Annotated in this window: 14 protein-coding genes; 9 read left to right on the top strand and 5 right to left on the bottom strand. The window is 36.3% G+C overall.

All coding sequences use genetic code 11. From position 1 onward, the window contains the following. Positions 1-11: 11 nt before the first annotated feature. Positions 12-308, bottom strand: a complete 297-nt coding sequence (locus tag LEP1GSC202_RS04825; protein WP_015676920.1) for a hypothetical protein — start codon at positions 306-308, stop codon at positions 12-14. Between the two features lie 36 nt (positions 309-344). On the opposite strand from LEP1GSC202_RS04825, the gene LEP1GSC202_RS04820 reads away from it, so the two are divergent. Beyond that, positions 345-2,297: a PP2C family protein-serine/threonine phosphatase gene (locus tag LEP1GSC202_RS04820; RefSeq protein ID WP_015677142.1), complete on the top strand. Its 1,953-nt coding sequence runs from the start codon at positions 345-347 to the stop codon at positions 2,295-2,297. 18 nt (positions 2,298-2,315) lie between these two features. On the opposite strand, the gene LEP1GSC202_RS04815 is transcribed toward LEP1GSC202_RS04820, so the two are convergent. Then, complete coding sequence (locus LEP1GSC202_RS04815; protein WP_015676447.1) at positions 2,316-3,353, bottom strand: zinc-binding dehydrogenase; 1,038 nt, start codon at positions 3,351-3,353, stop codon at positions 2,316-2,318. After that, the gene (locus LEP1GSC202_RS04810; protein WP_244147692.1) at positions 3,350-3,892 is read right to left on the bottom strand and encodes a hypothetical protein; all 543 of its coding nucleotides are present in this window, start codon (positions 3,890-3,892) and stop codon (positions 3,350-3,352) included. The genes LEP1GSC202_RS04815 and LEP1GSC202_RS04810 overlap by 4 nt, the downstream gene beginning before the upstream one ends. Before the next feature lie 161 nt (positions 3,893-4,053). On the opposite strand from LEP1GSC202_RS04810, the gene LEP1GSC202_RS04805 reads away from it, so the two are divergent. The 7 genes from LEP1GSC202_RS04805 (at position 4,054) to LEP1GSC202_RS04775 (ending at position 11,294) form a co-directional block, all read left to right on the top strand. Beyond that, on the top strand, positions 4,054-4,872 hold the full coding sequence (locus LEP1GSC202_RS04805) for an adhesin OmpL37 family surface protein (protein ID WP_015677357.1): 819 nt from the start codon (positions 4,054-4,056) through the stop codon (positions 4,870-4,872). Between the two features lie 2 nt (positions 4,873-4,874). Beyond that, the gene (locus LEP1GSC202_RS04800) at positions 4,875-5,537 is read left to right on the top strand and encodes a rhomboid family intramembrane serine protease (RefSeq protein ID WP_015677249.1); all 663 of its coding nucleotides are present in this window, start codon (positions 4,875-4,877) and stop codon (positions 5,535-5,537) included. Continuing rightward, positions 5,537-6,979 (top strand): MDR/zinc-dependent alcohol dehydrogenase-like family protein, encoded by a 1,443-nt coding sequence (locus LEP1GSC202_RS04795; RefSeq protein WP_015676530.1) that lies wholly within the window; start codon positions 5,537-5,539, stop codon positions 6,977-6,979. Before LEP1GSC202_RS04800 ends, LEP1GSC202_RS04795 begins: the two co-directional genes overlap by 1 nt. A 4-nt stretch (positions 6,980-6,983) precedes the next feature. Then, the gene (locus LEP1GSC202_RS04790; protein ID WP_015677099.1) at positions 6,984-9,434 is read left to right on the top strand and encodes a hypothetical protein; all 2,451 of its coding nucleotides are present in this window, start codon (positions 6,984-6,986) and stop codon (positions 9,432-9,434) included. After that, positions 9,431-9,853, top strand: coding sequence for an NUDIX domain-containing protein (locus LEP1GSC202_RS04785; protein ID WP_015676345.1), 423 nt, complete (start codon positions 9,431-9,433; stop codon positions 9,851-9,853). The genes LEP1GSC202_RS04790 and LEP1GSC202_RS04785 overlap by 4 nt, the downstream gene beginning before the upstream one ends. Next, positions 9,846-10,997 (top strand): carbon-nitrogen hydrolase family protein, encoded by a 1,152-nt coding sequence (locus tag LEP1GSC202_RS04780; RefSeq protein WP_015677567.1) that lies wholly within the window; start codon positions 9,846-9,848, stop codon positions 10,995-10,997. The genes LEP1GSC202_RS04785 and LEP1GSC202_RS04780 overlap by 8 nt, the downstream gene beginning before the upstream one ends. 99 nt (positions 10,998-11,096) lie before the next feature. Beyond that, positions 11,097-11,294, top strand: a complete 198-nt coding sequence (locus LEP1GSC202_RS04775) for a hypothetical protein (RefSeq protein WP_015677631.1) — start codon at positions 11,097-11,099, stop codon at positions 11,292-11,294. Here the strand turns inward: LEP1GSC202_RS04775 and LEP1GSC202_RS04770 are convergent. Both LEP1GSC202_RS04770 and LEP1GSC202_RS04765 read right to left on the bottom strand, forming a co-directional pair. Further along, positions 11,291-12,418, bottom strand: a complete 1,128-nt coding sequence (locus LEP1GSC202_RS04770; protein ID WP_015676839.1) for a hypothetical protein — start codon at positions 12,416-12,418, stop codon at positions 11,291-11,293. The genes LEP1GSC202_RS04775 and LEP1GSC202_RS04770 overlap by 4 nt on opposite strands. After that, positions 12,415-13,035, bottom strand: coding sequence for a hypothetical protein (locus LEP1GSC202_RS04765; protein ID WP_015676767.1), 621 nt, complete (start codon positions 13,033-13,035; stop codon positions 12,415-12,417). The genes LEP1GSC202_RS04770 and LEP1GSC202_RS04765 overlap by 4 nt, the downstream gene beginning before the upstream one ends. Positions 13,036-13,102: 67 nt before the next feature. On the opposite strand from LEP1GSC202_RS04765, the gene prfA reads away from it, so the two are divergent. Continuing rightward, complete coding sequence (gene prfA, locus LEP1GSC202_RS04760) at positions 13,103-14,164, top strand: peptide chain release factor 1 (protein WP_039928174.1); 1,062 nt, start codon at positions 13,103-13,105, stop codon at positions 14,162-14,164. Positions 14,165-14,234 lie beyond the last annotated feature (70 nt).

Here is a 14,234-nt window from a genome sequence, read left to right as displayed (position 1 = left end):
CTGTTATACGATTATGGCTGGGTTGGTTTAGGAGTTAGGTTAGGAAGGTCCGATGGATATCGACCAGATCTGGGAATGCAACTCATTGCAAATCCCTGGATGATATAACAAATGGAATCTTGAGAAATACACTTGAGTGACTTTTGGTATTCCTGGCCATCGATCTCGGTTGCGATCGAATAACATTCCATCTTATCTTCCATGAAGAGTTGTTGGGGTGATTTAATCTCTTGTGCAATTAGAGCAGAAAGAGACAATAATAGTAAAGGAAGTAGGTAAAAAAGTGATTGGAATCGAGTGCGATTCATTGAACGTAATCCTGCTTTTTCTATAGGAATTGAAAATTGAAAGAAGTCAAATCATATAAATCCATTCCACTTCAGATTCAATTCGTTCTTTTTTTATTTGGGTTTCTATCTTTCCAAAATTGTTTTGATCTCCATTCAGAAAGCAAAGTGGAAAACCATCTGCAACAATCGATTTATTTGGTTGATCGGTATTATTATTGGTCAGAACAAGAAATTTTAGACCCCGAGTCCATTCCAAATGAAAATTGGATTCGAATCGAGGAAAAGGTTTTAGGTTTTAAAAAAAAAGAAAAAGAATATTTATACATAAAGTTTAGTGATCAATTCATCCGCCAATTACAAAGTCCCATTTTGTATTCGGAAATTGCTTTAGAACGATTTAAAGTTTTCCAAGGCAGAGAAATTGTTTATCAAACCGATGTGACAGATTTTATTTTCCCACACTTGATTCCATTAAATTCCGAACCAAAAGGTTTTATTTTTATCCAATTCGAGTCTCGATACAATGGGTTTATAGGAATGGATCATGATGTAATATTTAAAAACCATTCACAAGCACTCATCGAATTATTTATGGAAAATTTTTCCAAAACTTTTTTCGCTCCCATTTTACTTGTATTATCTATCATTTTTATGGGATTTTATTTTTTACGAAGAAAGGAGATGATCTTTTTTAATTTTTCAATTTTGTTAATGTCCGCATCTTTGATCGAAGCATTAAACGGATTTGTTGGTTTCTCATTGCGACAATATGCGAACTATGTTGTACCATTAACTTTTCTCAATTTTACTTTTTTTCCATTTGCACTTTTGTTATTTTTAATATGTGTTTTCCCTCCATTTTTTAGAAACTTATTCAAACTCATTGCTTTTCTGCATGTCATTGTATTTTTCATTTCCATTTTTCGGCATTACGAAAATGGAATATCATTTTTAAACAGCGAAGAAGGATACAATTGGATTGTAGTTTTGGAAGCTTTCATCGCTATCGTTTCTTCAATTTATGTTTTTATCAAAGGGAATCAAAAAGTAAGAGAGATTACCATCGGCATTTTAATCATAGTGATTGCTGGTCTTCATGATACTTTTGTAGATTTGGAAATCGTAAACCATCAGTTTAGAATTATCCATTATGGATTTTTTCTGATGTTAGGTTTTTTTGGTTATTATGTTTTTAAACACTATTGGGAACTATTACATTCCATCAATCGAATGAATGCGGAACTCAGATCTAAAAATAAAGAATTACAAAGGCTCATTCAAATTGATAAAGATCTTGCATTGGCTCACGCTTTACAAAAATCTTTATTGTCTTCAAAATTCAATGAAGATGATAAAATTCGTATCATCGGTTTTTCGCAAAACCTGGAATCGGTAGGAGGTGATTACTTTGACCATACAAAGGATAGTATGGGCAATTGGGCGATACTGATAGCCGATGTTTCGGGTCATGGCATCTCTTCTGCGATGGTTGCTGCCATGTCAAAAATGGCTTTTGTAGGTGCAGGTCCTTATCTTCAATTTCCTGCGAGAGTCTTTCATTTGATGAATCGGCATTTGGTTGGTAAAACAAAAAATTTATTCATCACTGCAACTTATCTCTTTATTGATACAGAATCGTATACAGCCACATTTAGCAATGCGGGTCATCCAAGTTTGTTTCTCATACGCAATACAGAAACGGAAGTGAAACACCTAACAGCAAAAGGAAAACCTTTAGGTCTTTTTTCCCAACAATCGTATGCAGAGGAGACGGTATCAATACAACCAAAGGATAGAATTTTACTGTATACAGATGGTATATTTGATTTGTTGAATGAAGATGGAGAAAGTTTCGGGGAAGAGAGACTAAAATCCTTGTTATGGGAATATCGATTTCACAACATACAAGATTTATCTAGCATTCTGCAAGATTCTTTGTTTCGATTTTCAAATGGTTGGCGTCACCAAATGGATGACTTGAGTTTTCTTTTGGTGGAAATCAAATAACACACTGGATTGAGTGGATCAAAGTTCCGGGTTTATGATGAAACGAATGGGATTTCCTTTTTTTTCTTCTAATGCATGCAAATACTCGTTGGTATCTTCCAGTTTATGGATTCCACTGATTGACTTGGTGAGATTCAGCTTTTTTTCTTGGTAGAGTTGGATGAGTTCAGGTATGGCTCGTCTATCCGATCCATAAGACCCCGTAATACGAATTTGCCTTTCGATGAGAAAAAATGGCATTGGTATTTCGAGTTTGTTTCTGCCGATCCCAACAAGTACGATCCTTCCCCCTCGATTCATTGCCCGGACACTGCTTTCGATGTTTGGCATGTACCCTGTAAAATCACACAAAAGATCAATCCCACCAGATTTTTCCTTTAAAACTTTACCCACTTGCATGTTCTTATCAACTAAGATAAGTTCGTCAGCTCCATATGCTTTTGCATTTTCTAGACTTCCACTATCGATATCGATTGCAAAAATTTTTCCTGCTCCGAGAGCTTTCGCAATCGCCACCGCATGAATCCCTAAGCCACCACAGCCAATAATGGCAATTGTTTCTCCTTCTTTTAATTCTCCTTGGTATTTGACTGCATGGTAAGGAGTGGAGACAGCATCTGCTAAAATGGCACCTTCCGCAAAAGGAATTTCATCTGGTAAAACATGAAGGTATCTTTCTTCTGTTTGGATGAATTCTGCAAATCCACCTCGCTGATTAAAACCAATCACACCTATTTGTTCACAAAGATTTTCCCGTCCCGACAAACAATGTTTACATTTTCCGCAAGATGTTCCAGCACTCACAACAACTCTATCACCTATTTTAAGTTTTGTGATCTCTTCACCGATTTCGGTGACAACTCCAGATGTTTCGTGGCCAGGGACACAGGGTGAATAAGTTGCCTTCATTTTCCCATGTAAGATAAAATGAATGTCAGAACCACAAATCCCACATGCTTTTACCTTCACCTTTACTTGGTTTGGTTGGAGTGGGGGTAGATCCAACTCTTGGATTTCAAGAGACCTAGATCGCGGAGTCAAAACTGCTGCTTTCATAAGATAATTCCATCAAGTTCTGATAACATGTCACTCGAATCAGTTTCATTTAATTGTTCCAACGTGAGTTCGATGGTATCATTTAAATAGTATTTCAAATTTTTATAATTGGATAAAAAGGTCTTTAAATTTGTTTTTTCATCTTCCGTAAGCCGATTTTCTAAATTGAGTTTGCATAATGCCAGAACACCAAATGCGGATTTTAATTCATCTTGGTTGGCTGCGATCACAAATAGTTCACGAATATCAAGTTCTGCAAATGTTGGTAGTAAATCGGAGATCAATTCCATTGCTCCAATGGGTATTGTGCGATCCAAAGATTTGACATAATTCACAAGGACACGATAACTTTTGGAATCTCCAACATAGGAGAGTAGGTATACCATTCCTGAAAGTAGTACTTTGTGGTATCCCCATGACAACCTTCCCGAATCCGCTTCTCGGATGATTTGGTAGATCATTGCCCAAACATTTTTATCGTTATTTGCAGCCAATTTCATCAAATCCAAGAGGCGATTTTCCCAGACTGGTTGGTCCATTTCTGTTTTTAGTTGGTCAATGGCTTCTAGGGGAGAATTGGGTAGTGATCCTAACTTTTGCACAGTTTCCTCTCGACATAATTCTGAAATATGAGACGTATATGTCTTTTCTTTTTTATCATGCTAATGTTTTCCAGGTACGGCCGAAACTAGTTGCATAGATGAAACGATTTTCGGTAATACTACTGCTTCTCTTCACGGCAATGGGAGAGATGACGCCGGACCAATCCAGTTCCAAAGCGACACAGTTAATCCGTGTTAGTTATGGACTTAAGGATAACTACGAGTTTCTTCGCATTTTAAATTCTACTATCAGCAATCGTGGGACAGAAGACCAAAAAAAATACTTCAAACGTTGCGTGCAACACCACATTGAGTCCGAAATCTTACATTTACAAATGGATTTAGGAAAATCTTATGCGGAACTACGGAGGACACAAGGATTACTCATCCAACTTTACATCCATGTTTTAGAAGATGAAATTGAAGAATTGGAAATAGAATTGGGAAGATTGGCAAGGCTTGCCAATGGGAAGGAAAAAACAGAAACAAAACTATATTTACGATTGGGATACCGTGAAATTGCAGTGGCCAAACAAAAATTAACCATTGGAAAAAATATCCGACCCTATTTGTATTTGATGAAACTACAAGAATTGGCTTACTCTTTAAAATCCTTAAAACAAGCGGAAAAATATATAGTTTTGCTTGGATTATTACACGATTCTGTTGATGAATTTGATAAAGAGAGTCGCAGTTTTGAAGCCATGGTGAATGAAGTGATTCGTATCATCGTCAGTGATAAAGAAAAATACTTACGACTCTTATATGATAGCCATTTTGATTCTTATGGATCACTTAATTATTACGAACAAATTTGGAAACAACCTGATTTACATGAATTGGCAACAGGGATTCCGAACTTTGATCCAGCATACTTTCGAAATCCTGAAGAAGCAAAAAATCCCACATTTAAATAGTTATGCGATCATTCATTTGGGAATTTCCTTTAACAGCTAGTTTTGCTTTATTTTTATTTTTGTTATACCCTTTTGTTTCTATTTTTTTGCCAAATTTAGTGACAGAATATTTCATTGCTACACCCGGAGAAATAGAACCAATCAATTGGATTTTATCTACTTTTTTTCACGGATCAGGTGCTCACCTTTTATCCAATTTATTTTTTCTTTTATTGCTTGGTAGAGTTGTCGAAAGAAGAGTTGGAAAGGCAAAATGGTTATTGTTCTATTTTATGGCCGGTATATTATCAGTGTTAGGCGATGGAATTGTACGTGGACTCATTTTAGGAGATAGAACTCCCATCGTTGGGGCAAGTGGTTCAATTTCAGGTCTTGCATCTGCCGCGACTCTACTTTCACCCTTTCGTTTTCCCATTTCTAAACATAAATCAATTCCATTTCCTGTGTTTTTGTTTGGATGGATGATGGTGTATTCTGATGTGACGAATGTCTTTGCTAGAGATAATGTGGCACACTGGGCACACCTCGGAGGATTTTTTTCCGTCTTTGTCACAAGTTATTTGCTCGGTGAAAAAGAAAGACAAGAAATCAGACAGGGCTTTCTGCTTAACTTTACCTTTTTTACATTGACGATCATTCTTCTATTTTTTATCAACAATAGGTAATGAATCTAAAATTCCGAGCAAAGGATTACCTTTCCGATGACTCGTTCGAATCAGCGGAATATGAATACATTGGCAATCAAGATGAAGGTTGGGAAATCAAGCGGAATGGTTCCCCATATCTCCAATTAGGCCCAGGTTACATCCCTCTCAAAACTGTGTCCTGTGGGGTTTGTTCCACTGATATTGATAGACGATTTTTACCTTTCCCCCTTCCACAAATCATTGGTCACGAAGTTTTGGCAGAAGGACTTGGTGAAAACCAAGGGAAACAATTCGTTGTGGAAATCAACGACACCTACGAAGCCCGAGGGGACAAAAATCCGGATGTGTTTTGTAAAGAAGGAATCCCAACCCATTCTCCAGAAAGGAGGGTTCTTGGAATTGATCGCCTGCCTGGCGGTTTTGGACCTTATATTTTAGCACCAGTTCACGCTGCGATCAATTTGGAAGGTGTGTCTCCCAAAGCGGCCGTGTTAATGGAACCTTTTGCAGCTGCCTTACAAGCGATCATTGCCTCTCCACCTAAACCTGGTGATCATGTAGCCGTTCTTGGCCCGAGGCGGCTTGGTAGTTTGGTACTTGCCGCACTTTCATCTTATAGAAAAACAAATGGATCCAATTTTCGCATTACAGCAATTACACGACATGATCATTTAGTGAAATTAGCCAAAGAAATGGGAGCCGACGAAATTATTGACCTTCGCATAACGAATGTTGAAAGTTTAAAAAATAAATTTGATATTGTTTATGATACAACATCAACCACTTCTGGATTTGAAACTGCTCTTCAAATTTCCAAAAGAGAAGTCCATTTAAAAACAACTAATGGTCAATCGATGGCAGGAATCCATCATTTAACCGAATTGGTTGTGGATGAACTTTCTATTTTGCCTTATTCTTTAGAGAATACTAATTTCCATTGGCAAAAAGAAAAACGAAGTAACAAAAATGTTTTTGTTTTTGATGGAGTTTCAGAATCGATAAAATCTGAATTGAAAGAAAGATTCCAAGTGTATGAAGGCAATGCATCGACAGGCGAATCAATTTTAAATTCCGAATCATTTATTGGCCAAATGCCTCGTTTTGATTTTGTTGTGGTATCAAAACCAGATCAAATTGGTTTCGCAATAAGACCATCTGCTCAACATGAAAATTCACTTGTACGACCTAGAGGAGTGATTTTAGTGGATACAACAAATGATTCGGATTGGCCATCTGATCTCAGTTTGGTTAAAGATTTTTTTAAACAAAGAAAAGAAATTCATAGTTCACGTTGCGGTGATTTCCATATGGCAATTTCCCTTTTAAAAGATAACCCTGAAATCACAAATTCCTTAGAAACAAATTTGATTTCTCATCGATTCCCCGCCAATCAATTGGAAGAAGCATATGCAAAAGCCAAAGATCCATCGAGTGTAAAGGTAGTGGTTGATTTTCAATAAGCATATGACTTCAGAGAAACAAATTAAAACATCACTTGGGCCCACCTTACACGAAGTAGAAGACGGTTTATGGGAAATTGACTTAACAAATCTTCGAATCTTTTTTGGACTATCGATTCTATCTCGCACGATTGGTGAAGAAATTGGAAATCTATTACAATCTTTACCCGGTGACTTAGCATTTTCATATAAAATCAATCCTAACATCAATCATGAGTTAGTGGATATGCACATCCAACATGTCCAAGTTTTTGCGAGAGCAGGAATCCTTAAAGATTGGGTTTTGTTTCGAGAAGAATTTGAAGAGAATTTACGATTTGTATTCGGATCATTCCAGCAGCAATCGATCGCAAAAAAAATTCATCCAGAATTTTACGGAGAAGACCCAAATCGAAATTCCTCTGTAGCCTTGCTATTTCCTTTTGATACGGAATTTGTACATCCTTCAGGTTATTATATATTAATGGAGAGAGTACAAAATCAAAATAGAATTGGCGATTTTTTCCTTCGCATAACGATTGATTCGCGGGAAGATGGGTGTTTGAATCTGGCAAATATCCAACATGAAGTAATTAGCGATGTACATTCTAGAACATACATTGCTGGTGCATCCAAAATCAGTGAATCATTGAGTAATGGAATCATTAACGTAGCCCAAAAAGGGGAAACATTTTACGAAGAAGAGAATAGTCACTTTAGCAAAGTGTTTTCACAAATTGAAAAAACCCCACTTGGAAAACTGTCTAATATCAACTTCTATTGGGAAGAACAGTATCGCAATTTGATTTTGAGTTCCGATCCAAGTGTCTCCCTTTCCATATTAAAAAAACTATTTTTACTATTGGAAGATTCTTCTGCTTCCAAGAAAATTAAAGAGGGAAATACACTAAGAGCTAAGATCGGGAAAACTGCAGTGTATGTTGATCTTTCGAGGTTAGATCGAGTTTTAAATTTTAGTTTCAATCAAAAACGCACGTTAGTTGATGCTAATTTCTATTTAAAACGAATGCCAATTCTAGAAACCATTGCGAATTCAAAAGACCACAAATTCAATTTTGATGGTATTCATATTTTTTTAATCCATCATATTACTTCGGAAATTATTTCATTGATAGAAACTTTTAGAAGGCTGAAAGCAAAGTCTCTGAATGTTGCCTTTGTGAAATATGGAGGTAATATTCCTCCAATCTATTTGGATATATTATTAGATATTCCAACAGAATCATTTTATATGGCAGGTTTGGAGTTTAAACTTACAAATAACAACACTCCATATTACGGTGTATCTCCGCTTTATAGTGATTTTGAAGTTCATACTTCATTTCGACATAAATTAGAAGAAGCAAAATTAGGATTTTTTGAAGCCATGCGCCGATTGGCAATGTATTTGTTTTTAAATCAACTATTTGAATTGGCCGAAAAAAATGAAAAAATGATTCTGATTGAAGATGGAGGATATATTGCTCCCATCCTCAATGAACGAGCGTTAGACAATGTTTCGTTTGGCGAAGTTTTGGCTGAATTCTGGGTTGAAGGAAAATTTAGTTCCTTAAAAGACAAAAAGTTTTCTGAGATTTTAAATTCGCATATCGTGGGTACAGTGGAACACACTAGGAACGGTTATGACCGATTAACCAAAGTGAAACAAGACAAAGGATCGTTATTTTTACCTGCATATTCAATAGCAATTTCAAAGGAAAAAACTTTGGAAGAATCCAAAGAGGTTGCCCGTTCCATTATAAATGCGATTGAAAATACTCTCCATGGAATTGGAAAAGTATTATCCAAACGTAATGTACTCATTTTAGGTTCCAAAGGTAACATTGGCGGTTTTTTGAAAAAATACTTGGTCGGTGGCTCTCTTCACGAATCCCATTTGGATGTCTTAGAAGTAGATCGAAAATTTGAATTGAATTCAAATTTGCAAAAACAGTTTTTCAATAGAGTAAGTGAAACAGAGTTTGCAAACATCGATTTGGTGATTGGTGTGACTGGTGAATCTATTTTAGAACCAAAAGATTTTGAATCATGGATCCTTAAAAGTGAACACAAACAATTGTTTTTGGCATCAGGTTCTACAAAGACAGTTGAATTTGCTAATTTTATCCAATGGACGAATCAGTTAAATTTAACTGATAATCCTAAATTAGCTGAAAAGGAGACCTTAATCTCGTTTCATAGAATTTTGGATCCTCAAACACAAATGGATCTAGGATCTAAAATTATTTTCAAAATTCCTGAACTAAATTTGGAAAAGGAAATTTATTTGATAAGTGATGGAAGTCCTGTTAACTTTTTGTTTTTTGGTGTTCCAACCGAGTCGATGGATCCAATCATTTCACAATTGGCGAGTGTTTCATTAGGAATGGTAAACCAACATCATACAAAAAATCTTCCAAAACCAGAATTATATGCTGTAGACCACCAAATCAATGTTTGGGGAAATTCTTTGTGAGTAAACATGGTTTTTTTCAAATCACTCAAAAACTTTTTTTAAGAGACGGTGATTTATTATTAGTTTTAAGAGATAAAAAATCCGGACACGGGGATCTTCCTGGTGGGAGGATGAATGAAGATGAATTTTTTAATGATTGGACCGAAAGTATTTTTCGAGAAATAGACGAGGAACTGGGCTCAAATATTAAAATTGAAGTCAATCCTGTTCCTATTTTTGTCCATAAACATCGAGTGAATGAAGGGAACCATCCTTGTATTATCATCGCTTATGAAGCAAAATGTTTGGAAGGTAAAGTAAATTTGTCTGACGAACATGATTATATGGAATGGGTAAATATCCAATCCTTTGATCCAAAAAAACTTTTTTCGGAGTATATGTTGGAAGCTGTCCAACTTTATTTAAAAGAATATGCATAACCTCTACGTACCACCGTATAAAATTTTATTATTCATTGTATTGTTTGGGTTAGGATATGGTTCTGCGACCTTTTTAAAGGATTTCGAAAAAACGATTCCAACACCAAAACTGGAATTACCAAAAAACGATTTTAGTTTTAATTTTGACTTCAAATTTGATTTTAATTTTAGCAAACCTGAGGTTGACGAAGAAATTCAAAAACCAAATAAAACATGGAATGAGGTTACTATCCAAACAAATGGATCAGACAGGAAATATGGAAACCTTGTCGGGATCCAACTTGTTTTGAGACCTGAGGATTATGTAAAGGAAGAATGGTGGAAAGAAAGAATTGATGAAACATTAGCGAAAGCTAAGTCTTCTGGGATATTCGATCGCAAAACTATCGTTATTTTTCCAGAACATATAGGGAGTGGACTTGTTTTTCTAAATGAAAAATCAAAATTTTTAAATTCGGATTCTTTATCCGAAGCACTGAAAACTAAAGGTGAAAATTTTAGTTTCTCTGATTTGGTTTTAGCAAAGTCAGAATTGATGGCTGAAGTTTATGTTCGTACTTTTTCATCCTTAGCAAAGGATTATAATGTTCCGATATTAGGTGGAACCATTGTATTACCGAATCCAAAAATAGTAAAAGGAAATCTCGTATTGGATCCTAAAGGTCCATTATACAATGTTGCGATCCCATTTTCTGCTGATGGAAAACTTATGGAACCGATGGTCAAAAAAATAATTTTGTCAGAGGATGAACAAAAAATCTATTCAGCTGGTGAATCTAATCAAGATCGAATTTGGATTGTGCCTGGTTGGAAGGTTGCTATTTTTATTGGACAGGATGTTTTTGATGCATCTTTGTATAGTCGCCTAACAGGAAAGGCGGTGGATGGTTTGATATCCCCAGCAGCTGTCTTTCCCAATATGAAATGGTCAGGATTAGATTTAACCGATGTCAATGTTTGGAAACGAGAAGGAATGGCTAAGTACATCAAATCAACGAGAGCACAGGACTTAGTGCAAGTGTTTCTCTCTGGGCACTTATTTGAAAACCATTGGAATGGCAAAACATTCAATTTAAGAGACTTCACATTTGAAGACCAAGTGATTTCGGTAGAAAACCCTACAATCTTAAATTTGTACTTTTAAATTTAGAAGTCTTACACCAATTTTTTTGAATTTTAATTTTATGATTTCACTTAAAATCCGTTTGACAGGGCATGCTTTTCACAAAAAATTTTCAGAGTTATGCCACAGAAGTCTCTACCTAAAAACGAATTTTATGTAAAATGCCCCTTATACGCAAAGGGACTTTCTGTATGCCCAAGTTCCAAGGATCGTTTGCAATCAGAAGACTTAGAGCGGCTTACTTCTCATTGTGTCCAAGATTTGTACAAATCTTGTCAAATTTTCTCGGCGAAAAAAGAGAAAGACCAAGCGGCTTAACCGTCATTCAATTTCCGGACTTTTTTAAAGTATTCGTAAATTTTCCAATCTTCTTCGCTAAAATTTAAATCATCCAAGACTAGTTCACCACGTTTACTTTCATAAACAATTTTATCTCCAGCAACTCCCCATAACCTTTCTAAGAAGAATGGGAAATGTTCTTTTTTGCCAGAAACTTTCCACTTCATCGGTTGGTTGGGATCGTTTTGATTTGTTGTGATGAATTCATCTTTTCCTGTCAATTTCCAAGAATAAGCTTCCCTGGTGACAATGGGAATTCCTCGGTTGATGGACGGTGATTTCCCTTGTTGGTAAATTACTTCTTTTAAATACAAATCACCAATTTTGCCTCCGACCACATAACCAGAGTTACCGCTATTATAATAAAATTTAGGAAGTACAATATCCTTAGAGAGTAATGATACTCGTTTAGATTCAATGTTTAGAAAAAACAAATGGTAAGCGCCTCCAACACCAGACCAAATTAAATACTCATTTCCAATCGATGAAATGTGATATTGAATTTTTAATTTTGGATAGGGGGATGGAAACAAATCACTGGAAAGAAAACGTTCCGGTTTTGAAGATTTTCCTGTTTTTTCGACAAACAATTGATTTTCAAAAAAATATAATAAGATGTCACCTGAATTGGAAATGGCCATACCTGTTTTGCAAGGGATATGCACAATGGATTCGTGTTCCAGTGATGAATCATTCGTTGAATAAGCAAATAAAGCACAACCTCCATATTGTTTTAACGGATATTGGACAGCCACAAAGTTTCCGTTAGCTGATAGTTGTATGGAGTCAGGTCTGAGTTTTAATTCAATAGAGTTTCTGTTGTCATTTACCAGATCTTTGAAAAATAAAGTTTTATTTTCTGTCCAAACGATTTTGGTCCTGTCTTCAGATACAGCAAAAAGTCGAGGTTGGTTTGGTTTGTTTTTTGATAAAATTTCAGCAGTGGAACGATTTGAAGAAAGTCGGTCTTGGAGTAAAACAAGAGCCTTTTCAAACTTTTCTTTTGCTATGAGATCTTCAATTTCAGAAACTAAGGATTCATGTTTGGATTGGCAATGGATGAAAGTAAATAAACTAAAAATAATGAGGAAAAAAAATTTCACTGAGTCTCCAACAGGTCCCTGATTTCGTCCGAATGGATTTCTTTTGAGAAAAGTTCCATGGCTGTTTTCCCTACACGTTTTGTATCATAATAAGCAAAAGTTCCTGTTACGACGGCACCACCAATGGGAACCCAACGAGCAAATTGTTTACGAATGATTGATTTGGAAATCATAATTCCTAATTTTTCTAACACCGATTGAAATACCCTAACGGTTGTTGGGCGAATGAGAATTTTAAAACTTGATTCTTCGATGATTTTACGAAAAACTTGTGCCCCACCGTGTTTGAATAAACAATAAAGTAACAATTCTTTGGTTACCTGTACCTCTTTTCCGTAGAGTGCGGCAATATCCATAATCAAATGTCCCTGGATTCGATACACCATCAGTAACTCGGGAAGGATACTCAAGATTCCCAAAGGCCCTGGAGGCAGGGAACAGGTAGCACTAATCAGTCCCGATTTGAAGGAAGCATTTTGAACCAAATCTTTTAATAGTTCCTCGGGTGGTTGGATGGTTGGAGCATAGGGACTTCTATAGTCCTCAAACCCAGCAAATAACTCGATGAGACCCTCTAAAAATCCATTAGAATTGCCCTTATGTGGGAGTTCGTTCACGGGTTTCTCAAATCCTTATTAGATTTTGGTTTATCAAAAACAGGCATTCTGTATCCTTTCCATAGACATGATAGATAGATTGAAAAAAATTCAAGAAAAATACCTGCGTATCGAGGATGAGCTCGCAAAGGCCACTGCTTCTGATACTTTGAAGAATCTATCGAAAGAAAGATCTCGCCTAACGCCAGTATATACAAAAGCCGACGAATACCTAAGGATCACCAAGGATTGCCAAGATGCAAAGTCTTTATTAGAATCGGAAAATGACGCGGACATGCACGACATGTTAAAATCCGAAATTGAAGAAGGTGAAAAAAAGTTAGAAGAACTTGCAAAAGAACTCGAAATTATGTTATTACCTCCAGATCCAAATTCTGGAAAAAGTATCCTTGTGGAAATTCGCGCTGGGACAGGCGGTGAAGAATCTGGTTTGTTTTGTGCTGACTTATTTCGAATGTACAATAAGTATGCTGATAAAAAAGGAATTCGCACTGAGATCATTGATATGAGTCCAACAGGGATTGGTGGTTACAAAGAAATTGTATTTTCTTTGGATGATGATCGAGCGTATGATTTATTCAAATTTGAATCTGGGACTCATCGAGTACAACGAATTCCAGAAACTGAATCTGGTGGGAGGATTCATACATCGGCAGTCACTGTTGCCATCCTACCTGAAGCAGAAGAGAAAGAAGTAGAAATTAGAGAAAGTGATTTGCGAATCGATGTGTATCGTTCCTCCGGTGCCGGTGGTCAGCACGTCAACACAACCGACTCGGCTGTTCGAATCACTCATATACCGACAGGCATTGTTGTTGCTTCCCAAGAAGAACGTTCCCAAATTAAAAACCGCGATAAAGCCATGAGAGTACTCCGTGCAAGGATTGCAGACCAAGCAGCAGAGTCCGCCAAACAAAGTGCAGATGCCTTGAAAAAAGCACAAGTAGGTTCTGGCGATCGATCGGAGCGGATTCGTACTTACAATTTCCCACAAGGACGTTGTACTGACCATAGGATTGGATTTACGAGTCATAATCTTCCTTCCATTATGGAAGGAGATTTGGATGAATTAATTGATGCATTGGTGCAGGAAGACCGGTCTAAACGATTAGCAGAAGCCAAGGCATAAAAAGGATCATTTTTTCGCTAGAATTCGGTTGAAACCAATCGACTAATTGTTATTCTTTAGTAAGGAAATA

It is taken from the genome of Leptospira yanagawae serovar Saopaulo str. Sao Paulo = ATCC 700523, assembly GCF_000332475.2.
In the GTDB taxonomy this organism is placed as follows: Bacteria; Spirochaetota; Leptospiria; order Leptospirales; family Leptospiraceae; genus Leptospira_A; species Leptospira_A yanagawae.
This window is presented reverse-complemented; position numbering and strand designations above follow the sequence as displayed.